This is a genomic window from Ruegeria intermedia, assembly GCF_900129345.1.
In the GTDB taxonomy this organism is placed as follows: domain Bacteria; phylum Pseudomonadota; class Alphaproteobacteria; order Rhodobacterales; family Rhodobacteraceae; genus Ruegeria; species Ruegeria intermedia.
Window position 1 is genome coordinate 1 of record NZ_FQVK01000039.1, and the last position, 16,438, is coordinate 16,438.

The 16,438-nt window shown below is 64.9% G+C and carries 17 protein-coding genes, 1 pseudogene and 1 riboswitch; of the genes and pseudogenes, 8 read left to right on the plus strand and 10 right to left on the minus strand.

Annotation, left to right across the window (positions count from 1 at the left end):
- Positions 1 to 87 precede the first annotated feature (87 nt).
- Together F3H26_RS18095 and F3H26_RS18100 are read left to right on the plus strand one after the other, a co-directional pair.
- Positions 88 to 318 carry a TFIIB-type zinc ribbon-containing protein gene (locus tag F3H26_RS18095; RefSeq protein ID WP_104009190.1) on the plus strand — a complete coding sequence of 77 codons (231 nt, stop codon included), beginning with the start codon at positions 88 to 90 and terminating at the stop codon, positions 316 to 318.
- A 31-nt stretch (positions 319 to 349) separates the two neighbouring features.
- Positions 350 to 811, plus strand: coding sequence for a pentapeptide repeat-containing protein (locus tag F3H26_RS18100; protein WP_223162570.1), 462 nt, complete (start codon positions 350 to 352; stop codon positions 809 to 811).
- On the opposite strand, the gene F3H26_RS18105 is transcribed toward F3H26_RS18100, so the two are convergent.
- From F3H26_RS18105 to F3H26_RS18115, 3 genes are read right to left on the minus strand one after another with little or no spacing between them, the layout of a single operon-like run.
- Complete coding sequence (locus F3H26_RS18105; protein WP_149777377.1) at positions 812 to 1,456, minus strand: exopolysaccharide biosynthesis protein; 645 nt, start codon at positions 1,454 to 1,456, stop codon at positions 812 to 814. It lies immediately after the preceding gene.
- Between the two features lie 54 nt (positions 1,457 to 1,510).
- Complete coding sequence (locus F3H26_RS18110; RefSeq protein WP_149777378.1) at positions 1,511 to 3,724, minus strand: glycosyltransferase; 2,214 nt, start codon at positions 3,722 to 3,724, stop codon at positions 1,511 to 1,513.
- Positions 3,721 to 4,785, minus strand: coding sequence for a lysylphosphatidylglycerol synthase transmembrane domain-containing protein (locus F3H26_RS18115; RefSeq protein ID WP_149777379.1), 1,065 nt, complete (start codon positions 4,783 to 4,785; stop codon positions 3,721 to 3,723). The genes F3H26_RS18110 and F3H26_RS18115 overlap by 4 nt, the downstream gene beginning before the upstream one ends.
- Positions 4,786 to 4,942: 157 nt before the next feature.
- On the opposite strand from F3H26_RS18115, the gene corA reads away from it, so the two are divergent.
- From corA to F3H26_RS18140, 5 genes and pseudogenes are all read left to right on the plus strand, one after another.
- A complete protein-coding gene (gene corA / locus F3H26_RS18120; RefSeq protein WP_149777380.1) occupies positions 4,943 to 5,914 on the plus strand; it encodes a magnesium/cobalt transporter CorA in 972 nt (323 codons plus the stop codon).
- Between the two features lie 154 nt (positions 5,915 to 6,068).
- Positions 6,069 to 7,181 carry a S1C family serine protease gene (locus F3H26_RS18125; protein ID WP_149777381.1) on the plus strand — a complete coding sequence of 371 codons (1,113 nt, stop codon included), beginning with the start codon at positions 6,069 to 6,071 and terminating at the stop codon, positions 7,179 to 7,181.
- Between the two features lie 46 nt (positions 7,182 to 7,227).
- A complete protein-coding gene (locus F3H26_RS18130; RefSeq protein ID WP_149777382.1) occupies positions 7,228 to 8,193 on the plus strand; it encodes a calcium/sodium antiporter in 966 nt (321 codons plus the stop codon).
- A gap of 209 nt (positions 8,194 to 8,402) precedes the next feature.
- Entirely contained in the window at positions 8,403 to 9,431 is a 1,029-nt protein-coding gene (locus F3H26_RS18135; protein WP_149777383.1) for an IS110 family RNA-guided transposase, read from the plus strand.
- Between the two features lie 64 nt (positions 9,432 to 9,495).
- A pseudogene (locus F3H26_RS18140) lies at positions 9,496 to 9,717 on the plus strand (Lrp/AsnC ligand binding domain-containing protein); the annotation flags it as partial.
- 50 nt (positions 9,718 to 9,767) lie between these two features.
- Here F3H26_RS18140 and F3H26_RS18145 read toward each other — a convergent pair.
- Genes F3H26_RS18145 through thiC form a run of 7 tightly spaced genes read right to left on the minus strand, consistent with a single transcriptional unit; the run spans position 9,768 to position 15,697 of the window.
- On the minus strand, positions 9,768 to 10,505 hold the full coding sequence (locus tag F3H26_RS18145) for a hydroxymethylpyrimidine/phosphomethylpyrimidine kinase (RefSeq protein ID WP_149777385.1): 738 nt from the start codon (positions 10,503 to 10,505) through the stop codon (positions 9,768 to 9,770).
- Positions 10,502 to 11,425, minus strand: a complete 924-nt coding sequence (locus tag F3H26_RS18150) for a HesA/MoeB/ThiF family protein (protein ID WP_149777386.1) — start codon at positions 11,423 to 11,425, stop codon at positions 10,502 to 10,504. Before F3H26_RS18150 ends, F3H26_RS18145 begins: the two co-directional genes overlap by 4 nt.
- The gene (locus F3H26_RS18155) at positions 11,422 to 12,024 is read right to left on the minus strand and encodes a thiamine phosphate synthase (protein ID WP_223162571.1); all 603 of its coding nucleotides are present in this window, start codon (positions 12,022 to 12,024) and stop codon (positions 11,422 to 11,424) included. The genes F3H26_RS18150 and F3H26_RS18155 overlap by 4 nt, the downstream gene beginning before the upstream one ends.
- A 2-nt stretch (positions 12,025 to 12,026) precedes the next feature.
- On the minus strand, positions 12,027 to 12,785 hold the full coding sequence (locus F3H26_RS18160; RefSeq protein WP_149777388.1) for a thiazole synthase: 759 nt from the start codon (positions 12,783 to 12,785) through the stop codon (positions 12,027 to 12,029).
- Between the two features lies 1 nt (position 12,786).
- Positions 12,787 to 12,984 carry a sulfur carrier protein ThiS gene (gene thiS, locus F3H26_RS18165; RefSeq protein WP_149777389.1) on the minus strand — a complete coding sequence of 66 codons (198 nt, stop codon included), beginning with the start codon at positions 12,982 to 12,984 and terminating at the stop codon, positions 12,787 to 12,789.
- Positions 12,969 to 13,910, minus strand: a complete 942-nt coding sequence (locus F3H26_RS18170; protein WP_149777390.1) for an FAD-dependent oxidoreductase — start codon at positions 13,908 to 13,910, stop codon at positions 12,969 to 12,971. Before F3H26_RS18170 ends, thiS begins: the two co-directional genes overlap by 16 nt.
- Entirely contained in the window at positions 13,907 to 15,697 is a 1,791-nt protein-coding gene (thiC, locus tag F3H26_RS18175; RefSeq protein WP_149777391.1) for a phosphomethylpyrimidine synthase ThiC, read from the minus strand. The genes F3H26_RS18170 and thiC overlap by 4 nt, the downstream gene beginning before the upstream one ends.
- A 129-nt stretch (positions 15,698 to 15,826) precedes the next feature.
- Positions 15,827 to 15,954: riboswitch (TPP riboswitch) on the minus strand.
- Positions 15,955 to 16,131: 177 nt separating this feature from the next.
- On the opposite strand from thiC, the gene F3H26_RS19770 reads away from it, so the two are divergent.
- Positions 16,132 to 16,263 (plus strand): hypothetical protein, encoded by a 132-nt coding sequence (locus tag F3H26_RS19770; RefSeq protein WP_394349793.1) that lies wholly within the window; start codon positions 16,132 to 16,134, stop codon positions 16,261 to 16,263.
- Positions 16,264 to 16,438: the final 175 nt, after the last annotated feature.

The window sequence follows — 16,438 nt, forward strand, 5'->3', positions numbered from 1 at the left end:
CCCGCAAGATTTTTTTCCTCCCATCTTGTGGAAATCAATTGCCGTGCCGTTTGACAAAGGCAAACTGGGCCGGAAAGGAGAATTCCGATGAAATGTCCGATTGACGGAGAACCGCTGGTCATGACCGAACGCAGCGGCGTCGAGATCGATTATTGCCCGAAATGCCGCGGCGTCTGGCTGGACCGGGGTGAACTGGACAAGATCATCGAGCGGGCCGGACCTGCCGCCCCGGCGCAAGATTATCGGCATGACACGCATGGCCAGCGGCCCTATAAGAAAAAGCGCGCATCCTTCCTCGGAGATCTATTCGATTTCTGAGGTGGGAGCGAATTATTCGCGAGGGGCGACGTTGAAACACTCGATATCCAGGGCCCGCAGTCAAGCGCTCGGGGCTTTTCTTGCGCTTTTCGCGGCAATTCCAGCGTTGGCTCAACAGTCGGGCGATCCCTCGAAATTGCGCATGCTCGGCGAGTGTCGTGGATGCGGTTTCGAAGGTCTGGATTTGTCGGAACGCAAACTGACCGGAATGGACCTCACCGAAGCGACCTTGCGGGATATCGATTTCGGTGGCGCGGATCTCAATATCGCGCTTTTCGATTTCGCGGTGATCGAGAATGTCTCGTTCGACGGAGCCGACCTCGGCGGAGCGAGTTTCCGGGCGGCACGGCTCATCAACGTGACATTCGAAGGCGCGGATCTGCAGGCCACTGTCTTCGAGGACGCCATTCTCGAGAACACCGACCTCACGCCGGGGCGGTTCTGTCTTACGCAGATGCCGAACGAAAGCACCAACAGCACCGAGTGCGACTGATCATTCGGCGCCCGCGGAACGTGACCAGTCGACAAGCGTTTCGGCTGCGGCCGCAAGCGAACTGATCATCACCGCCGTCAGAAGTATCGACATCATCCCGAGGCATAGCCCGATCCCAGCGACCAGCCCATCGCGTTCCATAAGTCCCACGCCGAAGACGAAGAGCGAAATGGCCGGAAACCAGCCGGTCAATGGCACCGGCAGGAACAGGGCAAATGAAATCGCGAACAGAACAATGCCCAATGCCTGTGGCTGCCGATCCAAGAAGACGCTTTCGTATCTCGTATCGAGTATCCTTTCCAGGCGCCGCGTGATCGGGCTCAGGCGGAGGACGGTGCGCCTGAGACCCGGTTCGTCGATTTTCAGTCGCGAAAGCCTGCCGGGAAGACGGACACTGGGGTAGCCGAGAGCCATCTGACCCGTCGTCAGAAGGAGAGGCAGGGCCGTGATCAGGGATGATCCCGGTGGCAAGGGCAGAAGCGTGACAAGCGAAAAGAGAACAATCGCCCATCCGAAAGAGGTTTCACCCAGGGCCTTGAGCAAGCCACCAAGCGTCAGGGACCCATCGCGGTTTTGCCCGCGAGCGGTCCGGATAATGGGCAGGGACAACGAGGCCCGACGGCGCATGGTGTGACTTTCGATCATGATCTCTTGTGCCCCTCTCGACAAAGATGGGCGTACTTGCACACGAATTCCATCCTAGTGCTCTTTCCCTGCGCGCTCCCATGCGCCGATCGCAATCAAGTAGACCCTGACGATATCGGCGGCGAACCGCTCAATTGAATGGGTCTGCGCCTCCTCGAGCGCGGCGCGCGCCATTGTCTGGCGTTCGGACCGGTTCACGAGCAGGGCGTGCACGGCGTCTGTCCAGGCGTCCAGGTCTTCTTCCGTCAGCATTCCCGTCCGGCGGTTCTGAACGAAGGCGTCGACCCCGGTCGCATTCACGGCCACGACCGGAAGGCCTGCGGCCATGGCTTCCAGGATGACCATTCCTTGTGTCTCGGACACCGAGGTGAAGACGAAGAGCTGCGCCAGGGCGAGATAGGCGGGGATGTCCTGCATCGGCACGCTTCCGACCAGCCTGACCTCCGAGGTCAATCCGGCATCGCGGATGGTGCTGGTCAGCCGCGCCCGTTCGTCACCGTCGCCGATGATCAGCAGTCGAAACGGCGGGGCTTGACGGGCCTTGAGCTCTTTCATCGCCGCGATCAGGAAGTCGAGGTTCTTTTCCTTCGAGAGTCGCGCGATGGTGACCAGGATCCTTCGTCCGTCCGGGTTGAAGCGTGCGGCAAGCTCTGCAAGCTGCGTCGGATTTCTCTGCCGGAACCGTTCGACCTCGATACCGGTCGGGTGCACGTGCACGGGCCGGTCCACCCCGATCAGATGGATGTAGTCCCGTGTGATGGGTGTCGGAACGATGATCTCGTCGCACCGGTTGGCGAAACGCCGCACCAGCCAATGCGCGATCACGTTCCGGAAGAGCGCGCCGGGCAAGGGGATGGCGTGGGCGAACTGTTCGAGCCGGGTATGATAGGTGAAGACCGAGGGCACCTTCAGTTTTCGGGCCATCCGAAGCCCGAGTGAGCCAAGCCAGTAGGGATGGTGGAGGTGAACGACGTCCGGCTGGAATTCACGTACCGCGCGCCAGGTTTGACGGTGGAAAGGGTTTGCCAGACGAAAAGCTGCGCCCAGACTGATCAGGATGGGAATGCGGAAAACGCCCGCTTCCGGGCGTTGGTCATCATAGCTCGGCGCGCACAACAACACCTCGTGCCCCTGTCGTTCCAGACCCGTCTTCAGCCTGTTGACGGAGACAGCCACGCCATTGATGGAGGGCAGATAGGTGTTGGTGAACATGACGATGCGAAGCGGGCGACCGGGATCGACCGGCACGCGCAGATCGTAATCCGGGTAGTAGCGGCGTTCCCTGAACAGCCGATTGTAGAGATACATCGCCGTCAGAACGAAAGCCGAGAAGATCGCGAGGAAATTGAGCCAGCCAACGTAGAACAGGGAATACACGAAGAACCAGAGCCCCTCGACCCTCTGTGCGAGCGGTGTCGGGGCGGTGTCGATGCGAACCAGGTCGGCCTGGATGCCGTCCCGATCCGCGCTCAGATCGAGGTAGTGATAGAAGCTCGTCTCGTCGTTGACGACGAAACCGCCGGCCCCTCCGGTGACGATGTGCCGGATCCCGTCCACGACCTGGTCCGAGTAGGTCGCGGCACCCGCCGAGATCACCATGTCCACGCCAAGGCGGTCGAAGAGATCGAGGAGCCTGTCCCGATCATCCGGTTCGGACCAGGCGCCGCGGTCGGGCTCGAAGAGGGTCTCATGTTCAGGGGCGACGAGCGGGTGACCGACGAAGACAATCACGGGCCTGTCCTCCCCGGACTGCAGGATATCACGCAGCCACCTTTCCTGCCAGTCGGTCGGGGTGCGACCCGTGGCGTCAAGAAAGACGAGACGTGCTTGCGGAAGCGCGATCGAGTAGAAATGCGGTCCGAACCGCTGGTAGAACCGGGTGCTTCCGAACTCCTCGAACTCGTTTTCGCCGAAGGTCAGGAGATAGGGAATGTCGAGGTGAGAGAGGATCTGGAGGATGGAGCGGTATTTGTCCTCGCCGCCGCCGCTGACGATATTGCCGGCAGAGACGACGAAATCCACGTCCGATGCGTTGATCCGCGGGATCACCTCCCGTTCCAGCATGCCGATGGAATTATTGCCCTCGCCGACGACGGCGAACCTCAGCGGTCCGCCCTCGGCTGCGACCGCCTCGATCCTGTCAATCTGCCGCACAAGCAGCGCGCTTGCATCGGGTGCCGCGGCATAGAGATAGGCGCGGTAGGCGGCGATCGCCAGGACAATGGCGAGATTGGCATAGAAGAAGAGGGAGAGAAGCGCGCGGTTCATCCGGTTCCGGTCCTTGGACGCAGGACGTAGGCCGATACGACCATCCCGATGCCCATGCCGAGATAGATGACCAGGAACCGCCAGGCGAAGACGACGAGCAGCAGGTCGGCCGGTGCCATTTGGCTCGCCATGAACCCGGCGAAGGCCAGTTCCGCCAGGCCCGCGCCGCCCGGGGTCGGAGCGAAATACATCAGGAAGGTCACGACCGACATCGTGCCGATCACCGTCATCCAGTCGACATCGTAATCGAGCAACACGAGAAGAAGCGCCGGGAAAGCGAACAACGTCACGAGAAAGACGAGCGTCGAGATCACGGCAGCGGCGGCATCGCGCCGTGATCCCCGGAGAAACCTGGAAAAGCCGCTTGCGAACTCGGCGGTCTCCCGGCGGACCGTGCTGACCCATTGGTCTTTTCGTTCCTCACCAATGAGGCGCAGGCGACAGGCGAGGCCGAGCAGGGTTCCAATCAGCGTCGCCATCCAGAACGGACGACGCAGCACCAGGATGAAGCCGACGAGATAAAGCACGCTGAAGCCTGACAGGGACTGCATCGTGATCCGCGCGATCTCGCTGTTGGACGCATCGGGATGAAGGAACTGAAACGCGGGAGCGGCGATGAAGATCATCAACATCGCCAGAATGGTGCGGATCGACGTTGCGGCGGCGGACGCGCCGAACGACACGCCTTGCCTTTGCAGATACCAGACCTGTGCAAAGCCGCCGCCGGTGGCCAGGGGTGTGATGTTCGAAAACAGGAAATTGATGAAGACAAGGGGGAAAATCTCGCGGATTTTCACCCTCGATCCGATTGTCCGGAGAACGAAAAAGAGCCGAAGCCCGTCCGAGACGAAATAGACCAGCAGGAAAAGCAGGATCGACGCGATGGCTGTCGGCTGGACCAGTCTCGCGTCGAAGCGCGGCGGAGGCCCGTCGAAAACCACTGAGAGAGCGGCAAATCCAGCGGCCGACAGTCCCCCGAACAGGAGCGCATACAGAAGCCAAGTGGCAGGCGAGCTGCCCATATGCCGTGGTTCGACGTTTTGCCTAGTTTCGTCCTGCACCAGGGGATCCTTTCACCGTCCATCGGCAAATATTTGCGTCGTGGATGAAAAACAATGCATCAGGTCTGTAATTCGCTGATCCGGCTTCCTATTTCACGGTTAATTCGGGCGCAGGTTCCACTGTCGCGCATTCTCACCGGTACAAAAGGGGATGGACATGATCACAGAATATGTGGCCGATGGCGGCAGGCTGGTCGTCCAACCGGGGTTGGGAGCGTCCGGGGCCCGAATTGTGTGGATCGACCTGTTGGACCCGGACCGGGATGAAGAGGCGCGGGTCGAGGAGCTGCACGGCATCAATGTCCCAACCCGTGAAGACATGGAGGAGATCGAGGTTTCCTCGCGCCTTTTTAGCGAGGACGGCGCGCTGTTCATGACTGCGATTCTGCCATCGCAGGCCGACGGCGACGATCCGGAATTGTTGCCGGTCACATTCGTCCTGTCGAAGGACACGCTCGTCACCATCCGCTATCACCGTCCGCGCGCCTTCGAGACGTTTCCTGCCCGGGCAGCCAAGGTGTCCATGGGCTGCGACACGGGCGAGGGCGTTCTTGTCGCGCTACTCGAAGCTATCGTGGACCGTCTTGCCGACATCCTTGAACACGACGGGCGAGAGATCGACGCGATTTCCCGGCGTATCTTCCGAAAGTCGGAAGAGAAGGTCATGAAGGGCGCCGATCTTCAGGATGTGATCGAAGCGATCGGGCGCAAGGGCGATCTGACATCCAATATTCGCGACAGCCTCGTGACGCTGGAACGGGTCGCGGGCTTTCTCGGTCAGCAAACGCTGCAGAAGAAGAGCCCGCGAGACCTGCGGGAACGCATCAAGACCCTGTCGCGCGACATCCGGTCGCTTGCCGATCATGCGAGCTTTCTCAGCCAGAAGATAACCTTCCTGCTCGATGCGACGCTTGGTCTGATCAACATCGAACAGAACGCCATCATCAAGATCTTCTCGGTCGCGGCGGTCGTGTTCCTGCCGCCGACCCTGATCGCCTCGATCTACGGAATGAACTTCACCCACATGCCCGAGCTCGATTGGCTTCTCGGCTATCCCCTTGCCATCGGGATGATGATCGTTTCGGCGATCCTGCCTTTCGCCTACTTCAAGCGCCGCGGCTGGCTGTGACCGATGGTAGGGGGGACGTTGCCTGACCCCACATCCGGGAGGTACTTTCCGATTGCTGGTCTGCCGGAGCAACCTATATACGATGGCCCCGAGACCAAAGCGATCGGGTATCTACAGGCGGAACGGACCACGCAGGAGAAGGCATTTTCGGAACATGGACAGAGGTTTTGCGCTCCTGTGGCGGGTCACTGCCGCCACGCTTCTCGTCGTTGCCTTCTGGCAAAGCTTTCCCATTTTCCAGGCCGTGGTTCTGGGACGGCTGGCCGAGCCGCGCGCGATCACGCCGCGCGGCGATCTTGCGGATTGGGAACAGAGCACCATCGCCGTGTTCGAGGCCGCCAGGGACAGCGTCGTCTTCATCACCACGGCCGAAACCGTCATCGACCCCTGGACGCGCAACATCTACGACCTGACACGGGGCAACGGGTCAGGCTTCATCTGGGACACACTTGGTCACGTGGTGACCAATCATCACGTCATCGCCGGGGCGAGCCGGGCATTCGTGCGTCTCGCCGACGGCCGCAGCTATCCCGCGCGCCTCGTGGGCAGCGCGCCCGAGCATGACCTCGCGGTGCTGCAGATCGGCGTGGGGGCGGATCGCCCACCGCCCATCCCGATCGGCACCAGCGCGGATCTGCGGGTCGGTCAGAGCGTGCTGGCGATCGGCAATCCCTTCGGCCTCGACTGGACGTTGACGACCGGTGTTGTCTCGGCCCTGGGGCGCGAACTGCCCACCGAGGACGGTTTGCCGATCCGCGACCTGATCCAGACCGACGCGGCCATCAATCCCGGCAATTCCGGTGGCCCGCTGATCGACAGCGCAGGGCGGCTCATCGGGGTGAACACGGCGATCTACAGCCCGTCAGGCTCCAGTGCCGGCGTCGGTTTCGCCGTGCCCGTCGACACGGTCAACAGGGTGGTGCCGCAACTCATTGCGCGCGGCAGCTACACGCCGCCATTCCTCGGCGTGCATTTCGATCCGCGGGGCGACGAACTGCTTGATCGGCTCGGACTGGAAGGCGTGCTGGTGCTTGACGTGGTGCCGGGCAGTCCGGCAGAGGCGGCGGGGCTGCGGCCTACCCGCATGACGCGGGAGGGGATCGTGCTGGGCGACATCATCCTTGCGTTGGGCGATGACGCGGTGCGGCGCAGTCAGGACCTGGTCGCTGCTCTGGAGACACGTCGGGCGGGCGAGACCGTCGATCTCACGATCCTGCGCGACGGGCGGGAAATCACCTTGCAGGCCGCCCTTGCGGCGGCGCCATGAAATCCGTCACGGCTCTGCCTGACACTGAAAGCTGGAGAAAATCAAGTTGCTTCTGGATCTGGGATATGTCGCCGCCGGCCTGGTTCTCCTCTTCATCGGTGGCGAGGGCCTGGTGCGCGGTTCGGTCAACATCGCCGAACGTTTCGGCGTTTCCAAGCTCCTGATCGGGCTTGTCATTGTGGGCTTCGGCACCTCGACGCCGGAACTGCTGGTCTCGGTCAATGCCGCGTTCGACGGTGCGCCCGAGATCGCGCTCGGCAATGTCGTCGGCTCGAACATCGCGAATGTCCTTCTGATCGTCGGCGTCGCCGTCACGATCCTGCCGATTACAAGCTGGGAGCGCACTGCGGTGCGTGAGGCGCTTGTTGCGACCCTTGTGGCTCTCGTTCTGGTGGGGCTCGTTCAGGGAGCCTATATCGAACGCCTCGAAGGTGCGGCCATGCTGACGGTGCTGATCGGCTACCTCTTCGCCAGCTATTGGCTGGAGCGGCGCAGCTCCGAAACCGACACTTTCCAGCAGGAAGCCGAGGAATTCGAGGACATTCCGATCGGCAATGTCTGGGTCTCCGTGGCGTTCGTTGTTGCGGGGATTGCCGCGCTCGTGTTCGGGGCTGACCTGCTGGTAGGTGGCGCCGTCAACATCGCGCGGGCCTTCGGAGTCTCGGAGGCGGTGATCGGTTTGTCGCTGGTGGCCGTGGGCACGTCGCTGCCCGAGCTCGCCACTGCCATCACGGCCGCGATCCGGCGCCATTCCGACGTGGTGCTGGGCAACGTGATCGGGTCGAACATCTTCAACATCCTCGCCATCCTCGGCACGACGGCCGTGATCCTGCCGATCGAGGTCAGCGAGCGGTTCCGCGAATTCGACACCCATGTGATGCTGGCGGCATCAGTCCTGCTGCTGGGGCTTCTGGCCGTTGCGCCGCGTATCTCGCGCCTGTGGGGCATCGTCATGTTGGGTGCCTACGGTGCCTACATGACGGCGCTGTTCCTGGGCGGGACGACTACATGACGGCCGGGGAGAGCCGTTGACCGTTGCTAGCCACGATGGCTTTCCGCCAGCCTGTCAGCAACACGAATGCGACCATCGTCACGGGGGAATCCTCCGACCGTCCACGGCGGGCCGCCGGGCGGAGATGGGGTGGATGCCGCTCTCCCCTGACGGCATCGCGATGTGCCAAACTTGCGGTGTCAACGCACAAACTGAAGGAGAGGGCATCCATGGGAGAGGTTACAATCATCGGCGTCGATCTCGCAAAGAACGTGTTCCAGGTTCACGGGGCCGCAGCGGACGGGTCCGTACTTTTCCGGAAAAAGCTGTCACGGCCGCAGTTCATCCGTTTCATGGCCGAACAGCCGCCGAGCTGCGTCGCGATGGAAGCCTGCGCCAGCGCGCATCACTGGGCGCGACAGATGACGTGGCAGGGCCATGAGGTTCGGTTGATCGCGCCGCACTACGTCAAGCCGTTCATCAAGCGGCAGAAGAACGACGCGGCTGACGCGGAGGCCATTGTCGAGGCGGCGCTGCGGCCGACGATGCGGTTCGTCGAGCCAAAGACCGCCGACCAGCAGGCTCGCGCAATCGCATTCCGCACGCGCGAGCAACTCGTAAAGCAGCGCACCGAGACCATTAACGCGCTACGCTCGCATCTCTACGAGTTCGGCCACGTCGCGCCCACGGGCATCGGGTTCGTCCCGCGCCTGGCAAAGATGGTCGAAGATCCCGACACGGACATGCCCCAACTGGCCCGCGACATCTGCCGGATGCTCCTCGAGCAGATCGCGCACCTGACGGAGAGGCTGAAGGACCTGAAGGCGAGGATCGAGACCATGTCGGACGAGGCCGAAATGCCCCGGCGGCTGCGAACGATGCCCGGCGTCGGCCCAATTACCGCGCTCGCCGTCGAGACCTTCGCCCCGCCGATGGACCAGTTCTGCCGCGGGCGCGATTTCGCCGCCTGGCTCGGCCTCGTGCCGCGTCAGCATTCAACCGGCGGCAAGCAGCGCCTCGGGAAGACCTCGAAAATGGGACAGCGCGACATCCGACGATTGCTGATCACCGGCGCCATGGCCGTGATCCGATGGGCCACCCGGCGAGGCTCGCCAAAGGGCTCCTGGCTGGCGCGGATGCTGGAGCGAAAGCCCCTATCGGTGGTCGCGGTGGCGCTGGCGAACAAGATGGCGCGCGGCATCTGGGCGATGCAGACGCGGGGTGAAGACTACCGTGGTCCGGTGCTGATCGGCGCCTGATCCGGCGGCGGGCGAGTCCGGGAGGCTCCCATGCCACCACCGAGATCCGGGCAGGGCTTCGCGTGCGTTCGCGACCCGAATTCGCGGAATCGACGAAGTCTTGGAGTGCCACATGATGACAGGGGGTATCGACCATCCGCTGCGTGTTTTCGTCCCAAGCCTCGACGCATACGAGCGGTTCATTCGCGAGCGGATTCATCCAATTCCGAAAATCGCCTCGATCAACACCTCCTTTGCTTACGGTGTTGTCAAGCAGGAACGCGTGTTTCCGATCGTGCGCGGATAACCAGGCGCACGTTGCCACCAAGCCTTCTCCCATTTTCCGTGGAAAGGATTTCAGGGTCGGGAGAGACCCGCGAATTCCGCCACCAGGAGCGCGCGCGATCGCACTACCGCAGCGGGCAGGTCGAACCCTTGGGCAAGGGAGGCTGCTATGCCGCTTGCAAGGCGGCAGCCGGTGCCGCGCATGGTCCCCGGAAAGCGCGGGCCCCGAAAGCGGCGCGGCGGCGTGCCGGGCCCTGTATAGAGGCGATCTTCGCAGATACGGCCGTTTTTCGCGTGTCCTCCCTTGACCAGAACCGCACCGCAGCCGAGCGCCAGAAGCGCTTGGGCCCGGTCTGCAAGGGGCACGTCCTGGCCAAGACCGAGAGTTTGGCAAAGCAACGCGAGTTCGGGCAGATTGGGGGTGACGAGCGTGGCCCGGGGCAAGAGCCGGGCCAAGAGCGCGCCGATCCCTTCATTATCGAGGAGCGCGTGACCGGAGCTTGAAGCCAGCACCGGATCGACGACCAGCGGAACATCGGGCAGTGCCTCGGCCACCTTGCAAACCGTGGCGGCATCGACCAGCATCCCTGTCTTGACGGCACCCACGGAGCCGGCGGCGCCGATCTGGGCCGCAACGTGCTCGGCGCCCAGGTGACAAGCTCCATTGAAGGCGATATCCGACTGCGCCGTGACGGAGGTGACAGCCAGCGCCGCCTCGGCACCGAGCCGGGTGACGGTGACGACATCGCGCGACAGGCCGGCGCCGCCGCTTGAGTCGGTGCCCCCGACGAGCAAGACGCGCGGCTTCACGGCGCCTCGCCGGCCGCGGCGACGGCGACGCGGGTGTGGCCTCGCGCAGCGAGCGCTCTTGCAGCGCGCCAGGCCCGCAGCCCCGTGGCGCAGAGAAAGACGACCCGGGCGCCAGGCGGCACGCGCGCGGGCGGCACCTCGCCCCGGCGCAGGTCAATCAAGAAATCGTCGGGTTGCAGCCGCCCGGGCGCGATGACCTCGGGCATGGGCGTGTCGGGCTCGGGCGCCTGCTCGAAGCGAAACCGACTGAGCTGCCATCCGGCAAGATCGGCGCTGATCATCAGACCGAGCGGCGAGGGCTTGTGTCCGAGCAGAACCGCCAGGGCCATCTGGGCCTGGAGCGCACCAAGAAGGGCCACGGCCGGGCCCATCACCCCGGCACTTGCACAGCTGGCCGCACCGGGATCCGGGTCGGTAAAGATCGCACGCAGGCTTGGGGCAACGCCGCCGCAAAATCCCCCCACATGGCCGCGCCGCCCCTGCACCGAGGCGCTGAGGAATGGCGTGGCAGTGGCGTGGCAGTGATCGGACAGGGCATAGCTGGCCGCGAGCGTGTCGGCCGCATCGATCACCAGATCGGCGCCGTTGAGCCACCCGGCCTCGGCATCGGGCCAGAGGGGGCGTGCAATGGCGTCAATACGGATCCTGGGGTTGAGGGCGGAAAGGTGACGAGCCGCCGCCTCGGCCTTCGGCGCGCCGAGATCGGCCATGCGGTACATGGTCTGGCGATGCAGGTTGTGCTCTTCCACCCGGTCGGGATCGAAGAGGGTGAGATGCCCGATGCCGGCCCCGGCCAGAAGCGGCAGAACCGTCGATGCAAGCCCGCCCGCCCCGGCGACGATAACATGGGCTCGTGCCAGCTTCGCCTGCCCGTTGGGGCCGATCTCGGGCAGAAGTTCCTGGCGGGAATAGCGGCTCATCGCGCCTCCTCGCGAGTCGCGGCCAGCCATTCGCGGCAGCGCGCCACCGGATCGGCGGCGGTGGCGATATCGGTGACGACGGCAGCGCTGTCGGCTCCGGCGGCCAGGACGGCGGGCGCGCGTACGGGCGTGATGCCACCGATGGCCACCAGTGGCAGAGCGCCGATCCGGCGTTTCCATTCGGTGATCCGCTCCAGCCCCTGCGGCCCCCATTTCATCTTCTTCAAAAGCGTCGGCCAGATCGGCCCCAGCGCCACATAGGCCGGATCGAGCGCCAGCGCGCGGTCAAGCTCGGCCTCGTCATGGGTGGAGAGCCCAAAGCGCACACCCGCCCGGCGCAGGGCCGGGATGTCGGCGCCGTCCAGATCCTCTTGCCCCAGATGCACGAAACCGATCTCCAGCTCCAGCGCAAGCTGCCAGTGATCGTTCAGGATCAGCGTCGCGCCATGCGCCGCGCAGGCGGCCCGCGCCCGGAGCACCTCGTCGCGCAGGGTGGCCTGCGGCAGGCCCTTGACGCGCAGCTGCACCGTGCGCACGCCCAGCGGCACCAGCCGTTCCAGCAGATCGGCGCTGCCGCAGATCAGGTAGAATGGATCCAGCATCAGGCCAGCTCCGCCGTGCCGAAGACCGGGGTGGAGGGCGCGGCCATGTCGCGGCGCGGCATCAGCCCGGCGGCCTGCGCCATGCGGCCGGCCTCGACCGCGCGGGCAAAGGCGGCGGCCATGGCCACGGGGTCGTCCGCCTGTGCCACGGCGGTGTTCAAGAGCACCGCGTCAAAGCCCAGCTCCATCGCCCGCGCGGCATCCGACGGCGCGCCGATCCCGGCGTCTATGACCAGCGGCACGTTCGGAAAATGCGCCCGCATCGCGCGCAGCCCCTCGATGTTGCGCAACCCCTGACCCGACCCGATCGGCGCGCCCCACGGCATCAGAACGCGGCAGCCGGCCTCCACGAGCTTCTCGCCCAGCACCAGATCCTCGGTGGTGTAGGGAAAGACCTTGAAGCCCTCGGCGCAGAGCACACGGGCGGCCTCGACCAGCGCGAAGGGGTCGGGTTGCAGCGTGTCGGCATGGCCGATCACCTCGAGCTTGATCCAGCGCGTGCCGAAGAGTTCGCGCGCCATCCGCGCGGTGGTGATCGCCTCGCGCGCGGTATGGCAGCCGGCGGTGTTGGGCAGGATGCGGCAGCCGGATTGGGAAAGGATCTGCCGGAACGCCGCGCCGTCCGGCCCCTCGCGGCGCAGGCTGACGGTGATGACCTGCGTGCCCGAGGCGGCGATCGCCTCGCGCAGGACGGCCGGAGAGGGATATTGCGCCGTGCCCAGCATCAGGCGCGATTGCAAGTCGATGCCGTAGAACATCCTATCCTCCCTGCATCGGGCGCAGCACCTCGACCCGGTCGCCGGGGTGCAGGGGGGTGGTGTCGCGGGCCTCCCGCGGCACGAAATCGCCGTTCAGCGCGGTGGCGACCGTGACGGGATCGTGGCCGCGTTCGGCCAGAAGCGCCAAAAGGGTGGCGGCCTCGGTTTCGGTGGGGCGTCCGTTCAGCTCGATACGCATGGGGCGGTCTCCTGTCTCAGGGTCGCGGCCAGCTTTTCGGCCAGCGCGGGCGCGGCCAGAAAGCCGTGGCGATACATGCCGTTGAAAAAGATCCGCTCTGCGCCAAAGCGCAGGGCGGGGATGTTGTCTGGAAAGGCGGGGCGTAGCCCGGCGCCGGTTTCGACCAGCTCCGCCTCGGCAAAGGCGGGGTGAAGGGTCCAGGCGGTCGACAGCAGCTCCATCACCGCGCGCGCCGTGACCGGGCCGGGGCGGGCGCTTTCGACCATGGTGGCGCCGACCATGTAGTGCCCGTCCCCGCGCGGCACGACATAGCAGGGAAAGCGCGGATGCAAGAGCCGCACGGTCCGCGACAGCGCCACGTCGGGGGCGTGCAGCAGCAGCATCTCGCCCCGCACCGCGCGCAGGTCCGGCAGATGCGGGGCGGCGGCCCAGCCGGTGCAGTCGATGATCTGTCCCCGCGCCGGGCCGGAGTGAAAGCGCACGCCCATCTCCACAAGCCGCGCGCGAAGGCGGGCCAATGCGGCGCGCGGGTCCATATGCGCCTCGCCGGCGAAGAACAGGCCACGGGCGAAGCGGCCGGCCAGATCGGGCTCCAGCGCGCCGGGATCGACCCAGTCGTGGCCTTGCGTGGCCCGAGCGAACCGGTCCAGCTCCGCCGCGTCGCGCGCCGGCGCGACGACCAGCGTGCCGCGCCGGTGCACCTCGGCCCCGTGCGATTCCCACCAGTCCGCCGCGCCCGCGCCCATCCGCACCACCGCCTCGGGCGCGGTTTCGCCTTCGCAGAAGGGCGCGAGCATCCCGCCCGCCAGAGCCGAGACGGGATCGGGCGCGTCCTGGGGTTCGATCACCTCGACATCCAGCCCGCGTTCGGCCAGCGCGGTGGCGGCGCAGAGCCCCGCCACGCCCGAGCCCAGCACCGAGATCATTCCCCTGCCTCCGGCGCGGGGATGTAAAGGTCGCCGCCGTCGCGGAATTTCTCGGCCATGCTCTCCATGCCCTGCTGGCGTTCAGCCTCGGCGCGGATGTCGTGGCTGATCTTCATCGAGCAGAATTTCGGCCCGCACATGGAACAGAAATGCGCGAGCTTGTGCGCCTCGGCGGGCAGGGTTTCGTCGTGCATCTCGCGCGCCGTGTCGGGGTCGAGGCCAAGGTTGAACTGGTCCTGCCATCGGAATTCGAACCGCGCGCTGCTGAGCGCGTCGTCGCGCGCCCGCGCGCCGGGATGCCCCTTGGCCAGGTCGGCGGCATGAGCGGCCAGCTTGTAGGTGATGACGCCGGTTTTCACGTCGTCGCGGTCGGGTAGGCCCAGATGCTCCTTGGGTGTGACATAGCACAGCATCGCCGTGCCAAACCAGCCGATCATCGCCGCGCCGATGGCGCTGGTGATGTGGTCGTAGCCCGGCGCGATGTCGGTGGTGAGCGGTCCAAGCGTGTAAAAGGGCGCCTCGTGGCAGTGTTTCAGCTGCTCTTCGACATTCTCCTTGATCTTGTGCATCGGCACATGGCCGGGGCCTTCGATCATCACCTGGCAATCCTTTTCCCAGGCGATCTTCGTGAGTTCCCCCAGCGTGCGCAGCTCGGCGAATTGGGCCTCGTCATTGGCGTCGGCGATCGAGCCCGGGCGCAGCCCGTCGCCGAGGCTGAAACTCACGTCATAGGCGCGGGCGATGTCGCAGATCTCGTCGAAATGTTCATACAGGAAGGACTCTCGGTGGTGGTGCAGGCACCACTTGGCGATGATCGAGCCGCCCCGGCTGACGATGCCGGTCACCCGTTTCGCGGTCATCGGGATCATGTGCAGGCGCAGGCCCGCATGGATGGTGAAGTAGTCCACCCCCTGTTCGGCCTGTTCGATCAGCGTGTCGCGGAAGATCTCCCATGTCAGATCCTCGGCCACGCCGCCCACCTTTTCCAGTGCCTGATACATCGGGACGGTGCCGATGGGGACCGGGCTGTTGCGGATGATCCATTCGCGGATGTTGTGGATGTTGCGGCCGGTGGAGAGGTCCATCACCGTATCCGCCCCCCAGCGGATCGCCCAGATCATCTTTTCCACCTCGTCCTCCATCGACGAGGTGACGGCGGAATTGCCGATATTGGCATTCACCTTGACCTTGAAATTGCGGCCGATGATGACGGGTTCCAGCTCGGGGTGGTTGACGTTGGCGGGGATGATGGCGCGGCCGGCGGCGATCTCCTGCCGGACGAATTCGGGCGTCACCAGATCGGGGATCGCGGCGCCGAAGGGCTCTCCGTCGCGGGAATGGGCGGCTGCGCGGCCCTCGTTTTCGCGGATGGCGACGAATTCCATCTCGGGCGTGATGATGCCGGCGCGGGCATAGGCCAGCTGCGTCACCGCGCGCCCGCCGGCCGCGCGCAGCGGGCGATGGCGGGTCGGAAATTCCGGCGTCAGCCGGGCGCCTTCGGCAAAGCCGTTGTCGGCGGGCGCCACCGGGCGGGGGTCGGTTTCCCCGACATCGCCGCGCGCCCGCAGCCACGCCCCGCGCCAGCGCGGAAGGCCGTGGGAAATGTCGATCCGGGCCGCGGCGTCGGTATAGGGGCCCGAGCTGTCATAGACGGTCAGCGGCGGCCCGCCGGTCAGGGCGATCTCGCGCATGGGCACGCTTATGTCGTGGCGTTCGCCCGCGACGTGGATCTTGCGCGATGCCGGCAGCGGCCCGGTGGTGACGGTGGGGGTGGGGTGGTCCTTCATCTCGGTCTCCTCTTGCGATGAGACCCAGAAGACGTCCTTTGCAGAAAGGGGCCGGGGCGGCCCCTGAGATGCGCTCGCGCACAAATTGGCCACTGCGGCCCGAAAGGCCCGCCGCCGGAACGCTTGTGGCGGAAATCCTCCCGGTCTTCCTACGCCAGTATCAACTGGGTCAGGTTCGAAGGGTCGCCTCACCGGGCCCGTCGCCGGAGCCCCGTCAGCCTCTCAGTCCCCTTGGCGGGACTCCCCTGACTGCGCGCAAGTATTCGAAGCGCCCCCCCGATTGTCAACCGTTGCAACCCGCCGCGGCCGCGCAAGAGGTGCGGCGGTCCGGGTTCCGTCCGAGGCGGAGATGGGGTGGATGCCGCTCTCCCCAGTCGACATCGCAATGTGCCAAGCTTGCGGTGTCAACACACAAGCTGAAGGAGAGGGCATCCATGGGAGGGGCTGGCATCACCGGCGTCGATCTCGCATGGAACGTGTTTCAGGTGCATGGCTCGGCGGTGGATGGGTCGGTTGTGATGCGCGAGAGGCTGTCAGGACCGTGTTTCGCTGCCAGTCGCGACTGAACCAAATGACGATCTAAACCATCAGTAGAATCAATTAAAACAATAGCTTATAGGGCGGAGAGCGTTCGATCCTAGGCCCATCCCCTCCGCCACTTGCCCTTGGCAAAGCGTTCTCTCGATCCGGCCGCGCCCGAAATTTTCCGTTGTTTTCGAGGGTTATGCGAGTGGGGCTGTT

What these genes read in the sequence shown, in the direction of transcription:
- thiC (WP_149777391.1), bottom strand. Translation starts at nt 15,697, where the DNA reads ATGAAGGACCACCCCACCCCCACCGTCACCACCGGGCCGCTGCCGGCA.
- F3H26_RS18110 (WP_149777378.1), bottom strand. Translation starts at nt 3,724, where the DNA reads ATGAACCGCGCGCTTCTCTCCCTCTTCTTCTATGCCAATCTCGCCATT.
- F3H26_RS18160 (WP_149777388.1), bottom strand. Translation starts at nt 12,785, where the DNA reads ATGTTCTACGGCATCGACTTGCAATCGCGCCTGATGCTGGGCACGGCG.
- F3H26_RS18150 (WP_149777386.1), bottom strand. Translation starts at nt 11,425, where the DNA reads ATGAGCCGCTATTCCCGCCAGGAACTTCTGCCCGAGATCGGCCCCAAC.
- F3H26_RS18125 (WP_149777381.1), top strand. Translation starts at nt 6,069, where the DNA reads ATGGACAGAGGTTTTGCGCTCCTGTGGCGGGTCACTGCCGCCACGCTT.
- F3H26_RS18135 (WP_149777383.1), top strand. Translation starts at nt 8,403, where the DNA reads ATGGGAGAGGTTACAATCATCGGCGTCGATCTCGCAAAGAACGTGTTC.
- F3H26_RS19770 (WP_394349793.1), top strand. Translation starts at nt 16,132, where the DNA reads ATGGGAGGGGCTGGCATCACCGGCGTCGATCTCGCATGGAACGTGTTT.
- F3H26_RS18105 (WP_149777377.1), bottom strand. Translation starts at nt 1,456, where the DNA reads ATGATCGAAAGTCACACCATGCGCCGTCGGGCCTCGTTGTCCCTGCCC.
- corA (WP_149777380.1), top strand. Translation starts at nt 4,943, where the DNA reads ATGATCACAGAATATGTGGCCGATGGCGGCAGGCTGGTCGTCCAACCG.
- F3H26_RS18170 (WP_149777390.1), bottom strand. Translation starts at nt 13,910, where the DNA reads ATGATCTCGGTGCTGGGCTCGGGCGTGGCGGGGCTCTGCGCCGCCACC.
- thiS (WP_149777389.1), bottom strand. Translation starts at nt 12,984, where the DNA reads ATGCGTATCGAGCTGAACGGACGCCCCACCGAAACCGAGGCCGCCACC.
- F3H26_RS18095 (WP_104009190.1), top strand. Translation starts at nt 88, where the DNA reads ATGAAATGTCCGATTGACGGAGAACCGCTGGTCATGACCGAACGCAGC.